Origin of the sequence: Leminorella grimontii, assembly GCF_039789245.1 — a bacterium.
Lineage (GTDB): Bacteria > Pseudomonadota > Gammaproteobacteria > Enterobacterales > Enterobacteriaceae > Leminorella > Leminorella grimontii.
This window is the reverse complement of record NZ_CP146357.1, coordinates 1,555,087-1,572,659: the sequence shown is the minus strand read 5'-3', so window position 1 is coordinate 1,572,659 and position 17,573 is coordinate 1,555,087. Positions and strand designations below refer to the sequence as shown.

General features: G+C 55.3%; 10 protein-coding genes. 7 read left to right on the top strand and 3 right to left on the bottom strand.

Going from position 1 to position 17,573, the window contains the following annotated elements:
- Window positions 1–300: 300 nt before the first annotated feature.
- Entirely contained in the window at window positions 301–1,968 is a 1,668-nt protein-coding gene (locus V8L73_RS07550; protein ID WP_347254541.1) for an ATP-dependent endonuclease, read from the bottom strand.
- Between the two features lie 218 nt (window positions 1,969–2,186).
- Here V8L73_RS07550 and V8L73_RS07545 point away from each other — a divergent pair, with 218 nt between their 5' ends.
- From V8L73_RS07545 to hcr, 3 genes are all read left to right on the top strand, one after another.
- A complete protein-coding gene (locus V8L73_RS07545; protein WP_347254540.1) occupies window positions 2,187–3,089 on the top strand; it encodes a lysine exporter LysO family protein in 903 nt (300 codons plus the stop codon).
- A 131-nt stretch (window positions 3,090–3,220) separates the two neighbouring features.
- Window positions 3,221–4,870 carry a hydroxylamine reductase gene (gene hcp, locus V8L73_RS07540; RefSeq protein ID WP_347254539.1) on the top strand — a complete coding sequence of 550 codons (1,650 nt, stop codon included), beginning with the start codon at window positions 3,221–3,223 and terminating at the stop codon, window positions 4,868–4,870.
- Between the two features lie 63 nt (window positions 4,871–4,933).
- Window positions 4,934–5,941 (top strand): NADH oxidoreductase, encoded by a 1,008-nt coding sequence (gene hcr / locus V8L73_RS07535; protein ID WP_347254538.1) that lies wholly within the window; start codon window positions 4,934–4,936, stop codon window positions 5,939–5,941.
- Window positions 5,942–5,986: 45 nt separating this feature from the next.
- Here the strand turns inward: hcr and V8L73_RS07530 are convergent, their stop codons facing one another.
- Window positions 5,987–6,721, bottom strand: coding sequence for a class I SAM-dependent methyltransferase (locus V8L73_RS07530; RefSeq protein ID WP_347254537.1), 735 nt, complete (start codon window positions 6,719–6,721; stop codon window positions 5,987–5,989).
- Window positions 6,722–6,886: 165 nt separating this feature from the next.
- Between V8L73_RS07530 and V8L73_RS07525 the strand changes: the two genes are divergently transcribed.
- Window positions 6,887–8,332, top strand: a complete 1,446-nt coding sequence (locus V8L73_RS07525; RefSeq protein WP_027274484.1) for a DUF2867 domain-containing protein — start codon at window positions 6,887–6,889, stop codon at window positions 8,330–8,332.
- On the opposite strand, the gene V8L73_RS07520 is transcribed toward V8L73_RS07525, so the two are convergent.
- Complete coding sequence (locus tag V8L73_RS07520) at window positions 8,317–9,150, bottom strand: N-acetylmuramoyl-L-alanine amidase (RefSeq protein WP_347254536.1); 834 nt, start codon at window positions 9,148–9,150, stop codon at window positions 8,317–8,319. The genes V8L73_RS07525 and V8L73_RS07520 overlap by 16 nt on opposite strands.
- Window positions 9,151–9,464: 314 nt before the next feature.
- On the opposite strand from V8L73_RS07520, the gene V8L73_RS07515 reads away from it, so the two are divergent.
- The 3 genes from V8L73_RS07515 to V8L73_RS07505 all read left to right on the top strand — a co-directional run bounded on the left by V8L73_RS07515 (window position 9,465) and on the right by V8L73_RS07505 (window position 17,567).
- Window positions 9,465–10,109, top strand: a complete 645-nt coding sequence (locus tag V8L73_RS07515; protein WP_347254535.1) for a ubiquinone biosynthesis protein UbiH — start codon at window positions 9,465–9,467, stop codon at window positions 10,107–10,109.
- A 180-nt stretch (window positions 10,110–10,289) separates the two neighbouring features.
- On the top strand, window positions 10,290–12,467 hold the full coding sequence (locus V8L73_RS07510; protein ID WP_347254534.1) for a flotillin family protein: 2,178 nt from the start codon (window positions 10,290–10,292) through the stop codon (window positions 12,465–12,467).
- A gap of 162 nt (window positions 12,468–12,629) precedes the next feature.
- Window positions 12,630–17,567 (top strand): DNA repair ATPase, encoded by a 4,938-nt coding sequence (locus tag V8L73_RS07505; RefSeq protein WP_347254533.1) that lies wholly within the window; start codon window positions 12,630–12,632, stop codon window positions 17,565–17,567.
- Window positions 17,568–17,573: the final 6 nt, after the last annotated feature.

Sequence of the window (17,573 nt, the reverse complement as noted above, 5' to 3'; positions counted from 1 at the left end):
GTTCTCTCATGACGCTTACTCTTCTTTACTCATTTTACCGATCTACTCTACGCTTGGCGTCTGTTTCAGAACGGTGCAATGTGGGGGATATTCTCTACCACTATCATTGGGCTCTTTTCTTCTTTTTTCAACACTCGCGTAGGGTTTTCTGCCTCAATGGTATCTCAATAATCAGCCATTTTTGTGTGCGTTAAAGAGAACAATTTATTGTAACTATTTCACCTATCGGCTAAACCGTTGGAAAGAAAAGGCGCATATTCTTATGCGCCCGGGGAAGAGAAACCGCTTGCTGCTGAAGCGTCAGGCGCTTGCCCTTCCCCTCGCCAGCCAGAGAATGCGAGAGAACATCCTTTTTAACAATGGCGGTATGCTCTCCGTCCCCAGCGCGCCCGCACGTTCTGCGACTTCAATGGCTAAATCCGGCTTCGAGCTGTGCTGAATTGCCTTACTAATGATTTTACGCATCGGCATATGGACGTTCATCGGTATTCCCGACGCGGTGTGGTACACCTCGCTAAACCCGGCCTTGTACATAAAGTTTTCCATATCCAATGCGGGGAGCTGGGTCAGCCGCTCGCGATCGCTGTCGCCGGAGCCGTTGACAAAAGAGCGCACCGTTTCGGCATATTTCTTTCCCGCATCGTCGCCGTCGACCAAAACGTGCCACTCGATGCCCATGCGGCTGGCGTACTTAAGCAGCGGCTTCAGCCCGCTTTGGGCAAACTCGATAACCTTGATGCCCTCGCTCTCGAAATGGTAGCCGCACTGGCGCGCCAGCTCGGTTAGCAGCCATACCTCCGTTTCTCCTTCCACCAGTAACCAGCTTCTGGCGAACAGCGACGAGGCGCGATTGAGCCGAATATGAAACGAAATCCGCCGACGTTCCTGAACGTTAAGCTCGCCGGCGTCAATTTTAAACGCCGCCGTACGGTTTGACTGGCGCACCAGCCGACTTACGCTCTCTAAAGGAACCAAAGACAGCAGGTCTCCGGAATTAGTGGTGGTAATTTTCTGCAAAGGTAGGTTGTCCAACAGCCCCCATGCCGCCGACAGCATAATCGGGTGCAGGCGGCTCTCCGGGTCTTCAATCAGCAGCAGAGGAATGGCCTTTTCGTCCAGATATTCCGGCCCGCGCGCGTTAATCAGCGCGGAAAACACGCCCAGAAGAATTAGCCGCATGTGGCGGCTTTCCGGTTCTGACAGCAGCTGGTTTAAGTAAGTCAGCGACTGCCACAGTAGGGTATCGCGGCGATAGCGCTCGTTACGATACGTCGCGGTTTCTCCGCCCTCTTTGGCAAACTGTGCGGAAAAGTAGTGTTTTAACAGCGCGTGGATGGCCTGAAGCCCGAGCTTTAGCTCCTTGTCGCTAATCTTGTGAGGGTTGCACTCCAGCTCGGTCGCCAGCCGGCTGAGCTGCCGGGTCAGCGTATCGTTCTCGCCTTCGCTAAACAACGAGCCGTTCTTCAGGCGCAGCCCGAATCGCGCGTCCCGCAGCCGCAGTACGGGATGCAGGCGCGTTATCTCTCTTGCGATATCGTCGACGTTGTCCAGCTCCAGCGTTTGACCGTGGCTATCAAGAAACGAGCGGGTCGTCACCACGCTCTCGTCTTCCTGAACGTCGGCCTCGAGGCGATAAAAAATACGGGACAGCGCGTCCCCGTTTTTTACCCATAGAGGGCGAATGCGCTGAAACTTGGGCTGTTCGGGCGTATCCACTTCACGGGCGCAAAACGTTAGGACAATGTGCAGGTGGTCAAGCCGGGATGAAATATCGCCTAAGGGATAGTGAAAGTCCTGTAGCCTAAACTGATAGAGCCCGTTGCCGGGCGAAAACAGCAGCGTCAGCGCGTCAAGCAGGCTGGACTTACCCCAGGCGTTCTCACCGATTAAAACCACGTTGTCGTTCAACAACAGCGATAGCCTGTTAATACCTCGAAAACCGACGATTTCAACGCGCTCTAAAAACATGCTTTGTTTTCTCCCAAGTCGGTCGTTTAGGCTATTTTCTTAACTTTAATTGGCTGACTGATAACATAATTATATTCCAGTCGACTTCAAATGCGACGGATCGCCGTAAAAAACGAGAGGTAAAACCGCTTATGCGCTCTTTTTTCCTGCCTCGCCTTTACTCTGCGACCGCTTTTGGTTAGCGTTGTCCTATTGTTCACTAACGCCGTTGGAAGGCTATGTATTCCGGATTGGCCATCGTTTTACTCCCACTCATCGCAGGCTACCTCATTCCTTTAAAGAGCGTCGATGCGCTGCGCACGATCCACCGAACGCTGGGGGCGATGGTCTACATCATACTGTTTTTTATGGGGATTAGCCTGGCCTTTCTCGACAATCTTGCCGCTAACCTGCAAACCATTCTGCTTTACAGCGTGACGTTTTTTATCGCTATTTTCGGCACCAACCTGATAGCGCTGCTCCTTCTGGATAAACGCTGGCCTTGGCGTTTGCCCCGTCTGAAAAAAGAGGCCGGCTCCCGGCTGCACATGATTTTGGAGTCGCTGCAGCTTTGCGGCGTCGTTGCGGGTGGGTTTCTGATAGGCCTGACCCATTACCCTTGGCTAAAGCATGCCTCTACCGCCAGCGAAGTCGCGCTGGTTATTCTGCTGCTTCTGATAGGCATTCAGCTTAGAAACAGCGGGATGACGATTAAAGAAATCACGCTTAACAAGCGCGGTGCGGCGATTGCGCTGACGGTCGCCCTCAGCGCCGCCGTCGGCGGCGCGCTTGCGGCGCTACTTCTTGGGCTGCCGATTAACGTCGGCATCGCCATGTCCTCCGGATACGGTTGGTATTCCCTTTCCGGCATTTTACTTACCGACGCCTTCGGCCCCGTCCTCGGCAGCGCCGCCTTTTTTAACGATTTAGCGCGCGAGCTGGCCGCGATCCTGGTTATTCCTTCACTTATCCAACGCCGCCAGTCTGCGGTGCTCGGCGTTTGCGGCGCTACGTCGATGGACTTCACTCTGCCGGTTCTACAGCGCAGCGGCGGTGTAGAAATCGTCCCCGCAGCCATCGTTCACGGCTTTATTCTAAGCCTCCTCGCCCCGGTCTTTATGGCGCTATTCTCGGCGGCCTGAAGGCCTTTCTGCAGAAAATATTGATTTCGATCAAGCGACCTTGAAGTTGCACTAAAAAGTCCTGTTTAAACGCGCCGCTCTCCCTTACCATTAAACATGAATATAAAATACAACTTATAGGATAATTCATTATGTATTGCGTACAATGTGAACAAACTATCCGTACTCCTGCCGGCAACGGCTGCTCCTATGCTCAAGGCATGTGCGGCAAAACGGCCGAAGTTTCAGACCTGCAGGACCTGCTGGTTGCCGTACTGGAGGGGCTTTCAGCATGGGCGGCTAAAGCGCGCGATCTGGGCATTGTCGATCATCAGATTGACGCCTTCGTACCTAAAGCCTTTTTCTCCACCCTCACCAACGTTAACTTCGACAGCGACCGCATCATCGCCTACGCCAGAGACGCTATCGAAATGAGAGCCTCTCTGGCCGAACGCTGCCAGGCTCAAAACGCCGCAGTCACTCTTGACCATCCGATGGCGAAACTTACCCTCGCCGATACGCTTCCTCAACTGCTCGAGCAGGCGACAGAATTTGCGCTGAACAAGGACAAAACGGAAATCGGCGACGACATTCACGGCCTGAGAATGCTTTGCCTCTACGGGCTAAAAGGCGCCGCCGCCTATATGGAGCACGCACTGGTGCTGGGCCAGTACGATGAAGGCGTATACGCCGAGTTTCATCAGCTGATGTCCTGGCTGGGAACGCAGCCAAGCGAGATGGGCGATCTGCTGGAAAAATCCATGCAGATTGGCCACATGAACTTTCGCATCATGGCCATGCTCGATCACGGTGAAACCAGCGCTTACGGCGATCCGACGCCGGTATCCGTTAACGTGAAGCCCGTCGCCGGTAAAGCGATTCTGATTTCCGGCCATGACCTGAAAGACCTGCGCATGCTGCTGCAACAAACGGAAGGCACCGGCGTCAACGTATATACCCATGGCGAAATGCTGCCGGCCCACGGCTATCCGGAGCTGCGCAAGTTCAAGCATCTGGTCGGCAACTACGGCAGCGGCTGGCAGAATCAACAAACCGAATTCGCCAAGTTCCCTGGCCCCATCGTCATGACATCAAACTGCATTATCGATCCTAACGTCGGTAACTACGGCGATCGCATCTGGACGCGCAGCATCGTCGGCTGGCCGGGCGTCAAGCATCTCAAAGGCGACGACTTCAGCCAGATTATCGAACAGGCTCAGTCTCTCGCGGGCTTCCCTTACAGCGAACTTGAGCATAATATCACCGTCGGATTCGGCCGCCAGACGCTGTTAAACGCGGCTGACACGGTTATCGATTTAGTCTCGCAGAAAAAGCTTCGTCACGTCTTTCTGGTCGGCGGTTGCGACGGCAGCCGCACGGAGCGCAGCTACTATACCGACTTCGCCCGCAGCGTGCCTCAGGACTGCCTGATCATGACGCTGGCCTGCGGTAAGTATCGCTTCAACAAGCTGGACTTCGGTACGCTGGAAGGCCTGCCGCGCCTTCTGGACGTCGGCCAGTGCAACGACGCCTACTCCGCCATCATGCTGGCGGTCAGGCTGTCAGAAAAACTGGGCTGTACGGTTAACGATCTGCCTTTGACGCTGGTGCTGTCCTGGTTTGAACAAAAGGCTATCGTCATTCTGCTGACGCTGCTGGCGCTGGGCGTAAAGGATATTTATGTCGGCCCTACCGCGCCTGCCTTCCTGACGGATAACCTGATGAACGTACTGAAGGACAACTTCGGCTTGCGCTCGATAACCACCGTAGAACAGGATATGGAAGAGATCCTCGCGGCATAATATCTCTTTCCGGCTTTGCGGGAGCGAGCGCCCTTCGCTCCCGCATCTTTCAAGGTGATAACGATGACATTTCCGACTTCCCTTTGCCCCAACGCTATGCAGGTTCACGGCGTTCATCAGGAAACCGACGACGTCTGGACGCTCGAGCTTATCGCTCAGGACTTTTACCCCTACTCTCCCGGCCAGTATGCGCTGGTCAGCATTCGCAACAGCGACGCCGTGCTTCGCGCCTATACCCTCTCTTCATCGCCGGGCCTCAGCCGCTTTATCACGCTCACCGTCCGTCGTATTGAAGACGGCGAGGGTTCAAACTGGCTGACACAGGACGTTAAGCCCGGAGACACCCTCTGGCTGTCGGACGCGCAGGGTGAGTTCACCTGCGCCGATAAGGGCGATGCCCCCTTTCTTATGCTGGCGGGAGGCTGCGGCGTAACGCCCATTATGTCCATGACGCGCTGGCTGTTAGCCAACAGGCCAAACTCTGACGTGACCGTGATTTATCACGTGCATACGCCCAACGACGTTATTTTTGCCAAAGAGTGGCGTACGCTTTGCGAAAATCATCCACAAAGGCTCCGGTTTCGCTTGGCAACCAGCGCATCTGTCTCAGAAGGCTTTCTTCAAGGCAGGCTTAGTGAAGAGCAGGTCCGCCAACATGTTTCCGATCTGACAAAGTGCATCGTGATGACCTGCGGCCCCGAAGGCTACATGGACGAAGCGCAGGCGCTGTGTGAACGTCTGGGCATTACGCCAGAGCGTTTCTATCAGGAAAGGTTTCACTCTTCGGCGGAAAATGCGGACGGCAACGGCGATGAAATAAAAATGCGCGTTCGCCGCCTGGCGCAGGACTTTTCCGTGCCGGTGGGCGCTACGCTGCTGTACGCACTGGAACAAAACAAACTGCCCGTGATTGCTGCCTGCCGCTCCGGCATCTGCGGCTCGTGCAAAACTCAAATTTTACAGGGCGACTACACCACCAGCAGCCAGTCAACGCTGACCGACGATGAAATCAGCATGGGTTACGTTCTGGCCTGTAGCTGCCGACTGACGGGCAGCGTAGAAATCGCCTGACGCACGTGTAAATACGGTCGCCGCCTCTCGGCGACCAACGCGCCATTAGGGCTTAACCGCCGCCGCCAGCAGCATCATCGGGCGGCGAAGCTCGTCGGCCATCTCCGGCACCGCCTCCAATAAATGCGGCGCAGGCTGAGGTTCGACTAGCGAAGTTAACCTGAATCCGCTTTTCAGCAGCCCGTTAATGTAGGTTGTCAGCGTTTTATGGTGCTTGGGCACCTCTTCACCTAAAAAGACCGCTTTGCGCCACCCTTGCGTAAAATAGCGATCGACCGGCCAATGCAGGCGGTTTCCCTCTTTATCGAAGTACCAGTCCTGCGTACCGTAGGCGGTAAACGCCGGATGCTCGACGGAAAAGACGAACGTACCGCCTGGCGCCAGCCCTTCATACACCCGCTGGCAGACGCTTTCAAAGTCTTCGACGTAGTGCAGCGCCAGAGAGCTGATAACCACGTCCACGCTGTGCGCCGTCAGGTTAACGTCCTCTATCGCTATTTGCCGATACTCCACGTTCGAAAAGCTGGTCTTTTCTCGGGCGACGGACAGCATGTTGGCGGAAATATCCGTACCCAGCACCGATGCCGCACCGCGCTCGGCAGCGTAAATACAGTGCCAGCCAAAACCGCAGCCTAAATCCAGCACCCTTTTTCCAGCGAAGTCAGGCAGCATTTTTTCCAGCTCGTGCCACTCACCCGCCGCGGCCAGCCCCTGAACCGAACGGGGAAAACGGCGGTATTTTTCAAAAAAGCGCTCGCTGTCGTAAATATTTTCTTTCATTGCTCATTCTCATGCGGCAGGCACAGTCGCCGTAATTTAACAGAAAAGATACAGAAAAATAACTTTTTAACTTTCACTATGATAGAGTCTATTTTATCGAGCCGCATCTCCACGACTACGACTATACTCGAACTATTTAGAATCTATAGGTTAAGGTCACACCCTATGACGCCACTACGCGTACTGGTTTTAGGAGCCAGCGGCTATATTGGCCAAAACCTCCTTCCCTATCTTGTTGCCGATGGCCATCGGGTCGTTGCCGCCGGTCGGCGAATCGGCTGGCTGGAAGAACAGAATTTTCCTAACGTGTCCTGCCAGTACGTTGACCTTTTGCAGCCGGAAACCATCGCGCCGGTGCTAAACAACGTCGACGTCCTTTACTATCTGGTACACGGCATGGCGGATAACAGCGATTTTCTCTACAGCGAGCGCCTGGCTGCACAAAACTTGCAGCAGGCGCTGCGTTTCTCTAGCGTTAAGCAAATCGTCTTTTTAAGCGCGCTTCAGCCCAAAGAGCGTAGCCATTCTCTGCACCTGACGGCGAGAAAAATTACCGGTGAAGTTCTGCGCGCCAGCGGTATTCCTGTTACTGAGCTGCGCGCAGGGATCGTCATCGGCGCAGGTTCAGCGGCGTTTGAAGTCATGAGGGACATGGTCTACAGCCTGCCGGTGCTGACTCCGCCACGCTGGGTGCGCTCCAAGTCCTCTCCTATCGCACTGGAAAACCTGCTGATTTACCTGTCAAAAATTCTGGCGCATCCCTCTGAGGAGCATCGAATTTTCGACCTCGGCGGCCCGGAATATATTAGCTATCAAAACATGTTTGAGCGCTTCATTCGCCTTGCGGGGAAAAAGCGCTGGATAATCCCTATTCCGCTGCCTACACAGCTGATTTCCATCTACTGGCTGAATATGATAACCACCGTGCCGACCTCTACGGCAAAAGCGCTGATTGAGGGGTTAAAGCACGATTTACCGGCCGACGATACGCAAATACGCAGGCTTATCCCGCAGACCCTCATCGACTATGACGAAGCGGTGCGCAGGACGATGCAAAAAGAGCAACAGGCGGTTAACTCCACCGACTGGGGCTATTCCCCCGAAGCCAAAGCCCGCTGGCGGCCCGGATACGCCTTTTATCCCAAACAGGCGGGCTATAGCGTGAAAACCCGCGCCAGCGCCGAAAGCCTGTGGTGGGTCTGCCAGCAAATCGGCGGAGAGCGCGGCTATTTCTACGCTAACGTACTGTGGAAAATCCGCGCGGTTTTAGACGATTTGGTCGGCGGAGAAAAGCGCTATGGCCGCCCCGACCGGGAAGAGCTTCAGATAGACGATCGCATCGACGCCTGGCAGGTAATTACTATCAAACCGCAAAAACAGCTGGCCATGCTGTTTCGCATGAAGGCGCCGGGGCTGGGGAGACTCACTCTGACCATTACGGATACGACGCAGTATCGCCAAATTGACGTGCGGGCGTGGTGGCATCCGGCCGGTTTCAACGGGCTTCTTTACTGGTTCGCCATGATGCCGGCCCATCTGTTCATCTTCAAGGGCATGGCGAAGCGCATCGCGGAGCTGGCGTTAGAGCGCGACGGTCAAAAGCCGTCGTGATACTTCATCAGCAGCGCATCCAGAATGGCCATCGTTTCGGCATCCGGCACGCCGTCGTAGTTTGACGGACGAAAGTGCATCTGGAACGCTTTGACCACGCTGCGCGTTTGCGCATCCATGCGGTCGCTGACGTCTATTTCGTAGCCGTAACGCTTCAGGTTGGTTTGCAGCTCTTCAAGGTTGACCGCTTCCCGTTCGCGCCGTACGCTCAGGCGTCTGGCTACATCGTCCGCATTCGGCCAAGCGCCAATGCCCGCTTGAGCAAGCCGCTCCCAAGGGAACAGCGGCCCCGGATCGACTTTACGCTGCGGCGACACGTCGCTGTGGCCGAGCACGTTTTCCGGCCTTATGTTATAGCGCGCAATGATGTCCTTCGACATCGCAATGAGCAGCTCAATCTGGCTTTCGCTGTAGGGCTGCCAGCGCTCTACGTTCGGTTCATCCCTAAAGCCCCAGTTAACGATTTCAATGCCAATCGACGTATCGTTCAGCCTGTACTGACCGCGCCAAAAGCTTGCCCCTGCGTGCCAGGCCTTTTGCGATTCGGGCACCAGTTGAAAGACGGTCGGCTTTCCTCCTATCGTCTGAGGCTCACTGTCGATAAGGTAATGGCTGCTGACCCGCTCGCCGGTCAGCTCCCGCAAAGAAACGGGAAAGTTTTCCGCCGTATAGTGGAAAATCAGCGATTGAATGCGCGGTTCACTGCCTATCGCAGAGTAACTTTCGTCAACCCAATAGTCTCCCCTGTCCTTAAGCGGGGTGCAGCCCGACGCGATTGCCAGCAAAAATAAAAAGAGAACGGCGTAAGGTCCACGCATGGCAGGTCAACGCTCCTAAGCTGATAAACATGAATGAGCTAAGCTCAGCGTCCGATAAACGGTCACGACGTTATAACGTTAAGCCGCCACTATACTCGATCGCCACGCCGCTGATAAACGTGTTTTACTCGCTGATTTTCTTTCTGATTTTTTCTTTCAGCGCATAACTGGTTAAAAATAATACGAACATCGAACTTAGGGTCTCAAAAAACGAAAAAAGCGGGGATTTGCACTACAAAAGCGAGGCAAAAACTGTTCTACTTAAAGACAGTTTTGGACACTCACCTTGATACACTATTTTAGAAAGGATTCTGATGGCCGTATTCTTGCAAAACTGTCTAACCTTCCCGGCAATCATCTTCAGCGGCCTGCTGGTTCTGACGCTGCTTTATTGGATAAGCGCCTCTTTTGGCCTTATGGACGCCGATATTCTCAACGTTGACACGCCCGATGTCGACATCGATGGCGCAGACCTCAGCGGCTTGGCCGGCTGGCTGGCGAAGTTCGGCCTGGCGGGCATTCCCATCACCATCATCCTCTCATTTTTCAGCTTTATCGGCTGGTTTATGAGCTACTTTAGCGTTCACTGGTTCTTACGATTTATTGACACCGACCTGATTCGTTATCCTCTCGGCGTCGTCGTACTTGTTGCTGTCTCGTTTGTAGCCTTGCTGATAACCGCCTTCATCCTGAAACCGTTTCGCCCGATCCTCGCTAAAACCAACGTAGAAAAAAGCGTAAAAAACCTGATCGGCAAAGTGGCTAAAGTGCGCTCAGACAGCGTCACGGAGCGCCGTGGCGAAGCCCTAATGGAAGACGGCGGCGCTGGCCTTATCTTACAAATCAGAGCGGCGGAAGACGCAGGCCTCAAGCGCGGAGACCGCGTCGTCATTATCAGCTACAGCGCCGCAACCCACAGCTATGACGTGGTCAGCGAAGAAGAATTTAATCGACTATAGCCTCGCGCACTACCCGTTGCATGTTGTGGGAATGCCGCGGCTCGTTCAAGCGCGGTCCTTCTCCCTTACGGCGGCTCGGGGCGAATTCGAATAATGGCTATCGACTAAAAGCCGGTAGCGGTTTTAAACCTTAAGCTTATGGGCCCAGCCCCCTTTGTATAACACGGAGACACTCATCTTATGGCTATGGAAAACCTCATGCCGTTTCTCGTCGGCATCGGCGGGTTCATCGTCTTTACTTTAGGCGTATTTGGACTTTTTAAGGCGTTCTACATCAAGGTGCCTCAGGGGACGGCGCTTATCGTCAACGACATGACCGCTCAGCCCAAGGTGCACTTTACCGGCGCGCTGGTTTATCCCGTTATCTACAAAAAAGAGTTCATGCGCATTTCGCTGCTGACGCTTGAAGTAGACCGCCGCGGCAAAGACGGCCTTATCTGTAAAGACAACCTGCGCGCCGACATCACCGTTGCCTTCTACCTGCGCGTAAATGAAACAACGGAAGACGTGCTGAAGGTCGCCAAGTCTATCGGCGTAGACCGCGCCTCCGATCACCAGGCGGTCAGCGAGCTGTTTAACGCCAAGTTCTCCGAAGCGCTGAAAACCGTCGGTAAGCAGTTCGAGCTGTCCAAGCTGTTTGAAGACCGCCAGAACTTCCGCAACCGCATCGTTGACGTTATCGGTGAGGATCTTAACGGCTACGCGCTGGAAGACGTCGCCATCGACTATTTGGAACAAACGCCGAAAAGCTCCCTCGATCCGAACAACATCTTCGATGCCGAAGGTATCCGTAAGATCACCGAAATCACGGCTATCCACAACATCGAGACCAACCAGAAAGAACGCGATCAGGAATTGGCCATCCAGAAGAAAAACGTGGAAACCCGCGAAGCCAGCCTGGCGCTGGAGCGTCAGCAGGCCGACGCCGAAGCCCGCCAGCAGCGCGAAATCGAGAGCATCCGCGCACGTGAAGCGGCTGAAACGCTGCGCGTGAAGGAAGAAGAGCGCCTGAAGGCCGAACAGGCCCGCATCCAAACCCAGCAGGAAATTGAAATTCGCGAAGAAAATCGCCTGCGTGAAGTGGAAGTCGCACAGCAAAACCGCACCCGCGCGGTCACCATTGAAATGGAAAAGGTCACCCGCGCGAAAGAGCTGGAAGTGGTCTCTCGCCAGCGTGAAGTCGAGCTACAGCGCATCGAAAAAGAGAAGGCGCTGGAAGAAGAGCGTAAGAACATCGCTAACGTGATCCGCGAGCGCGTCGCGGTGGAAAAAACCGTCGCTCAGGAAGAAGAGCGCATCAAAGAAGTTCGCATGATCTCCGACGCCGACCGCCAGAAGCAGGTCACCGTGATCCAGGCTCAGGCCTCGGCCGAACAGGAGCTGGTGCGTCAGGTCAAGCAAGCGGAAGCCGATGAAAACAGCGCGAAGTTTAGGGCGCTGGAAATAAGCACCATGGCTCAGGCCGAATTGGAAGCCGCCGCCAAGCAGGCGGAAGCCAAGAAGCGTATGGCCGAAGGTATCGAGGCCGAGCAGGCCGCAACCGGGCTAGCGGAAGCTCGCGTGCGTCAAGCGCAGGCCGAGGCGGAAGAGAAAGAGGGTCTGGTACAGGCTAACATCACCGCCGAGAAGCTGCTGGCCGAAGCCCGCGGCACCCAGGAAAAAGGTCTGGCTCAGGCTCGCGTGATGGAAGCGCAGGCCGAAGCCGCTCAGAAGCAAGGGCTGGCGGACGCGAAGGTGCTGGAAGAAAAGCTGAGCGCTCAAGCGCGCGGCGACGAACAACAGGCCACCGCTAACGAGAAGCTGGGTCTGGCGGAAGCCAAGATCCTGGAAGAAAAACTGAGCGCACAGGCTCGCGGTGAGGGCCAACTGGGCTCCGCGCAGGCCGAAGTGATTCGCCAGCGCCTGAAGGCCGAGGCGGACGGTCTGACCGACAAGTTCACCGCTATGGGCAACCTCAACGATACGGCACGTAGCCACGAAGAGTTCCGCATGCGTCTTGAGAAGCACTTTGAGCAGGCCATGGCCGAAATTGCCGCCAACAAAGAGATTGCTCGCGAGCAGGCGGAGGTTCTGGCGTCGGCCCTCAGCAAGACCAACATCGACATTGTGGGCGGTGACGGCAGCTTCTTTAACACCTTCTCTAAAGCGCTAAGCGTAGGCAAAGCCATTAACGGCGTGGTGGAAAAGAGCCCGCTGGTGCAAAACGTGGTCGATAAGCTGTTAAGCGGCAAGGACGGCCAAAAGCTGGACCTCGACGCCCTGCTGCAAAACCCTGAAGTTCAGGCGCTGATAAAGCAGTTTGGCGCCACTAAAGCGCTGCCCGGTGCGTCAGGCAACCACGGCGTGAGCGAAGAGTAACGTCCTCTGCGCCCGGCTTTTACTCTGGTAAAGGTCGGGCGTTTTTAGCCCACGTTGGCTGAGATAAGCATACGGCGCCGTGTTCTTATCTCAGTCAGTCTTATGAAGCGCGCAAGCCCGCCGGCTGCGCGCGTAGAATCGTTAAAGGGAATGCTACACGCTATGTCAGACAGTCAAACAAACCAGCGCGAACAGGAATTATTGGATAACGCCGTTGCCGAAGGCGGCGCCTACGATATCTTACGCAAGCGGCTGTCTGAACAGGGTCAACAGCTGCATGAGAAAGCCGCCGTGCTCAATGCCCGGCGTCTGGAAGAGTTTGGCAAAAGCCAAATGGACGCCATCGGCCGCATTCGTATTCGTACCGAAAACAACTGCGTCGCCCGCGATATTGTTCGCGTCGGCGACTGGCTGCTGTTTGGCTATAACGTCTTTATCGGGCTAAAAAGAGAAACCCGCATCGAAGACGTGTTCTCTCTCTATCGGTTAAAAGAGGAAAACGGCGAATACGACGTTGAGTCCGTCCCCTTGGCCGGTACGTTCTTAAACGTTCAAAGCTTCGTGCAGGACTTCAACGAGCTTTATACCTACTACAAGAACACGCAGCTGCTACAGCTGGTCGAACGCGACGGCAAGCTTTTGGCCAGCTTTCAGATCGGTGAACGCATCACCGACATCCGCGTGTTCCGCTGGTCTATCTCAAGCGATAAGACGGAAATCCGCTATATCGATAACCGCGGCGAGCGCGACATCGCCCTTCCCCCTGCCTACGACTTTGAATGGCACAAAACCACGCGAGAAAACGCCGTTAACGGCCGACATCCACACATGAACATCCTTGATACGGTGTTTGTGGAAACCATCGGCGGCGACCTGACTATCAAGTGTGAAAACAACACCGAGGACGGGCTGGGGATCTATCGCGAAGCGGTGCTGGATAAAACGCAATCTCTGGACGACGCCCAAATCGAGTATGCGCAAACCGGCAGCCTGATCCTTATCAAAGTGCTGCCCTACCGTGAAGAGAGCTGGCGCTATTTGGTCTATAACACGCTGACGCAAACGGTCCAGCGCATCGACGCCATCGGACAGGCCTGTATCCAGCTGCCGGAAGACCACGGCATCATTTTCCCCGGTGGCTACTACCTGCAAAACGGCGAGTACAAAACCTTCGACCAGCCGATGGACGGCATGCGCTTTCGCCGCGTGAGGCGTTCGCCGAACGGCGAAGACGTCATGTACATCTTTTATGAGCCCAACCGAGGCCGGCTGGCGCTGTTCAACTACAACATGATCGAACGCAGGCTGCAAAATCCGCTGTTCGGTCACGGCTACGCGATGCTGGAAGACGGCAAAATGGTGCTGTTTGAAGGTCAGTCCGACGAGCCGACGCGCATTCATCCCATGCAGATTTGGCAAACGCCCTTCTACTCGGAAGAATTCGCGGCGCGCCAGCCGGCCAAGAACAGCTTCTTTGGCCGCATCGGCAACGCCGAGCTGGTGCGAGGGATTTCCGACCTTTACCACATCGCCAGAGAGATCGAACAGCAGCAGATCTCCTCTCAGCTTTATGAAAAGCTAAGTCAGGACGCCCGTCGCCTGATAGACATCTACTACTGGCTTAACGATGAGCACAGCCTGTTTGCCGCCATCCTGCTTAAAGAAATCGCACAAACCGGCGAGCTGGTGCTGGACGAATACGAAAAAGTAGAAAGCATTCGCCGCCAGTCCGTACGTGCGATGAACGAAGCGACGACGCGCCAAAAGCAGCTGCTGTCCGCCATGCTGCCGGACAGCTGGACCGACGCGCAGCAGTTCGTTGATGCGCTAAACGCCCTGAGCGTCCAGCGCGGCCACCTTATCACCCTGCGCGACTACCGCTATATCGATTTGGCCCGCTTAGACGAGATGGAAAAACAGCTGGCGGAAAGCCAGCAGCGTATCTCGCTGGCGACGGCGTCGTTTCTTGCCGGCGATGCGGCGCTTGTCCCTTTCAATCAGCGCCTGCAAAATCTGGAAAAGCAAACCCAGGAGGCCGTCAACAGCGCCCAACTGGCCGAGCCGATGGCCGACATGGACACCATGTCGGCAGACTTGGACATGCTCTCCAACCTGATGGCGTCGCTTCGGTTTGAAGACACTACGCAGCAAACGCGCATCATTGAGTCCATTTCAGAGATTTACGCCCGGCTTAATCAAGCCAGAGCCCGGCTACAGCAGCGCCGTAAAGAGCAAACCTCAACCGAGTCCGTCGCTCAGTTCGGCGCCCAGTTCAAGCTGTTCAGCCAGGGGATCGCCAACGCGCTCTCGCTGGCAACCGACCCAGAGCGCTGCGATGAACAGCTTTCAAGGCTGCTGGTTCAGCTTGAAGAGCTGGAAAGCCAATTTAGCGAACACGATGAGTTTCTAAACGACATTCTCGGTAAGCGCGAAGAGCTGCTGGAAACGTTTGAAACCCACAAGCAGGCGCTGCTTGACGAGCGCCAACGCAAGGCGCAAAACCTTCAGGTCGCCGCCGAACGCCTGCTGGACAGCATCCGCAGACGAACCGCCAAGTTTAACGCGCAGGACGAGCTCAATGCGTTCTTTGCCTCCGATCCTCTTTCGCTGAAAACGAGGGAAATCGTTGAGCGACTAAGGGATCTGAAAGACAGCGTCAAAGCGGACGACATCGACGCCAAGTTCAAAGCCGCCCGCGATCAGGCTATCCGCAGCCTGAGGGACAAGTCGGAAATCTTTGAAAACGACGGCAGCGTTATCAAACTGGGCCCTCGCCATCGTTTCAGCGTCAACACGCAGGAGCTGGATCTCACGATTTTGCCCCACGGCGATCGCCTGTTCCTACACCTGACCGGTACCGACTATCAGGAACCGCTGAATACGCCTGAACTCGACGAGCTGAAAGACTACTGGCCGATTTCAATAGAGTCTGAGTCCGACAGCGTTTATCGCGCTGAGTATCTGGCCTATTCGATGATTTACGCGGCAAGCAAAGAGCAGGACGGGCTAACGCTGGAGTCGCTGACCAGCCTGCTTAATCAGCCGGAAGCGCTGGAAAAAGCGGTACGGGACTTCGCCGCGCCGCGCTACCGCGAAGGGTATGAAAAAGGCATTCACGACCATGACGCCGTCGCGATTTTACAAAAGCTGATTCCGGTCGGGCAAAGCGCGGATTTGCTGCGCTTTAACCCGTTGGCGCGCGGCCTGGCGGTGCTGTTCTGGCAGCACGTACAAAAGCAGGAGCTGCCGTCGCTGTGGCCGGAGCGCGCACGCACCAGCCTTAATATTTTACAGCTGTTCCGGCACGACTCAGGCTTGCTCGATCTGCAGGCGGAAATAGAGGCCGAGTTAAGCCTGTTCCTTGAGCAAAATCCGATAAGCTGCCAGCCTTACCAACAGCACCAGGCTGCCGAATATCTCAGCCTGGCGCTGGGACGCTCTCCCCTTGAGTTTACGTTTAGCAAATACGCTAAAACGCTGCTGGAGGGATTGCAGGCCAGGCTAACGCAGGCCCACATGTGGCGCGACTTTATTCAGTCCCAGCAGAACTTGGGCCATCGCTACGCCCAGCGCTGGTCGCTGATAGAAAACTGGCTCAAGGGGCTATGCTCTCTGCCGGAATACGCTTCGCTGTGCGACTACGTTGCCGAAGCGGTTGTTCTCACGCTGTTGGACAAATCGGCCACTGCCCGCTTTAGCGAAGCCGATTTGCACTTCACGGTAAGCGATCTGATGGGCGAACATCCGCTTATCGTCGACAGGTCTCTGCTCTTGAGGTTAGACGACTACTTCGTACGCATGCGCAAACAGCGTAAGGTCTTCATTCCCGGCTATCAGCGCTATCAGTCGCTGCGTCAGGAGGCGCTAAATGAGCAAAGAAACGCCCTGCGCCTGCACGAATTTAAGGCCAAGCCGCTAAGTTCCTTCGTTCGCAACAAGCTGATTAACGACGTGTATCTACCTATCATCGGCGATAACCTGGCTAAGCAAATCGGCACCATCGGTGAAAACAAGCGGACAGACCTGATGGGCCTCCTGCTGATGATATCTCCGCCCGGCTACGGCAAAACGACGCTGATGGAGTACGTCGCTAACCGCCTGGGCCTGATCTTTATGAAGATCAACGGTCCTGCTCTGGGGCACGACGTGCTTTCTCTCGACCCCGAGCAGGCGCCGAACGCCACCGCCCGCCAGGAATTGGAAAAGCTCAACCTGGCGCTGGAAATGGGCAACAACGTGATGCTGTACGTGGACGACATTCAGCATACGCATCCCGAGTTCCTGCAGAAGTTTATTTCGCTGTGTGACGGAACGCGGCGCATCGAGGGCGTTTGGAAAGGAAAGACCAAAACCTACGACATGCGCGGCAAAAAGTTCTGCGTCGTCATGGCCGGCAACCCGTATACGGAATCCGGCGAGGTATTCAAAATTCCCGACATGTTGGCCAACCGAGCGGACATCTACAATCTGGGCGAAGTGCTCGGCGGAATGGAAGAGGCCTTTGCCTTAAGCTATATAGAAAACAGCCTGACGTCCAATCCTGTGCTGGCGCCGCTGGCGCTGCGGGATATGAACGATCTCTATCTGTTTGTCGATAAGGCCATGGGCAAGCCGTTCTCCGCAACGTCGCTAAGCTATCAGTATAGCGAAGCGGAAATTAGCGAGATCGTCGCCATTCTGGAACGCATGATTTCACTGCGCGACGTGGTGCTGAAGGTCAACCAGCAGTACATCGCCAGCGCCGCGCAGTCGGATAAGTACCGAACCGAACCGCCCTTTAAGCTTCAGGGCAGCTACCGCAACATGAACAAGCTGGCCGAGAAGATCTCGGCGGTGATGAACGCCGCAGAAATTCGCCAGATCCTTGACGATCACTATCTGGGAGAAGCGCAGCTGCTGACTCAAGGCGCAGAAGAGAACCTGCTTAAGCTGGCGGAAATTCGAGACACCATGTCGCCGGAAGAGACCCTGCGCTGGCAGCAAATTAAGCGCGACTTTATGAAAAACAAGGCGCTGGGCGGCGATAACGCAGACGTCGGCGATCGCGTTGTTGTTCAGCTGGCATCGCTGGTTGAAAGCGTCCAGGCATTGAGGAACTAGCATAGG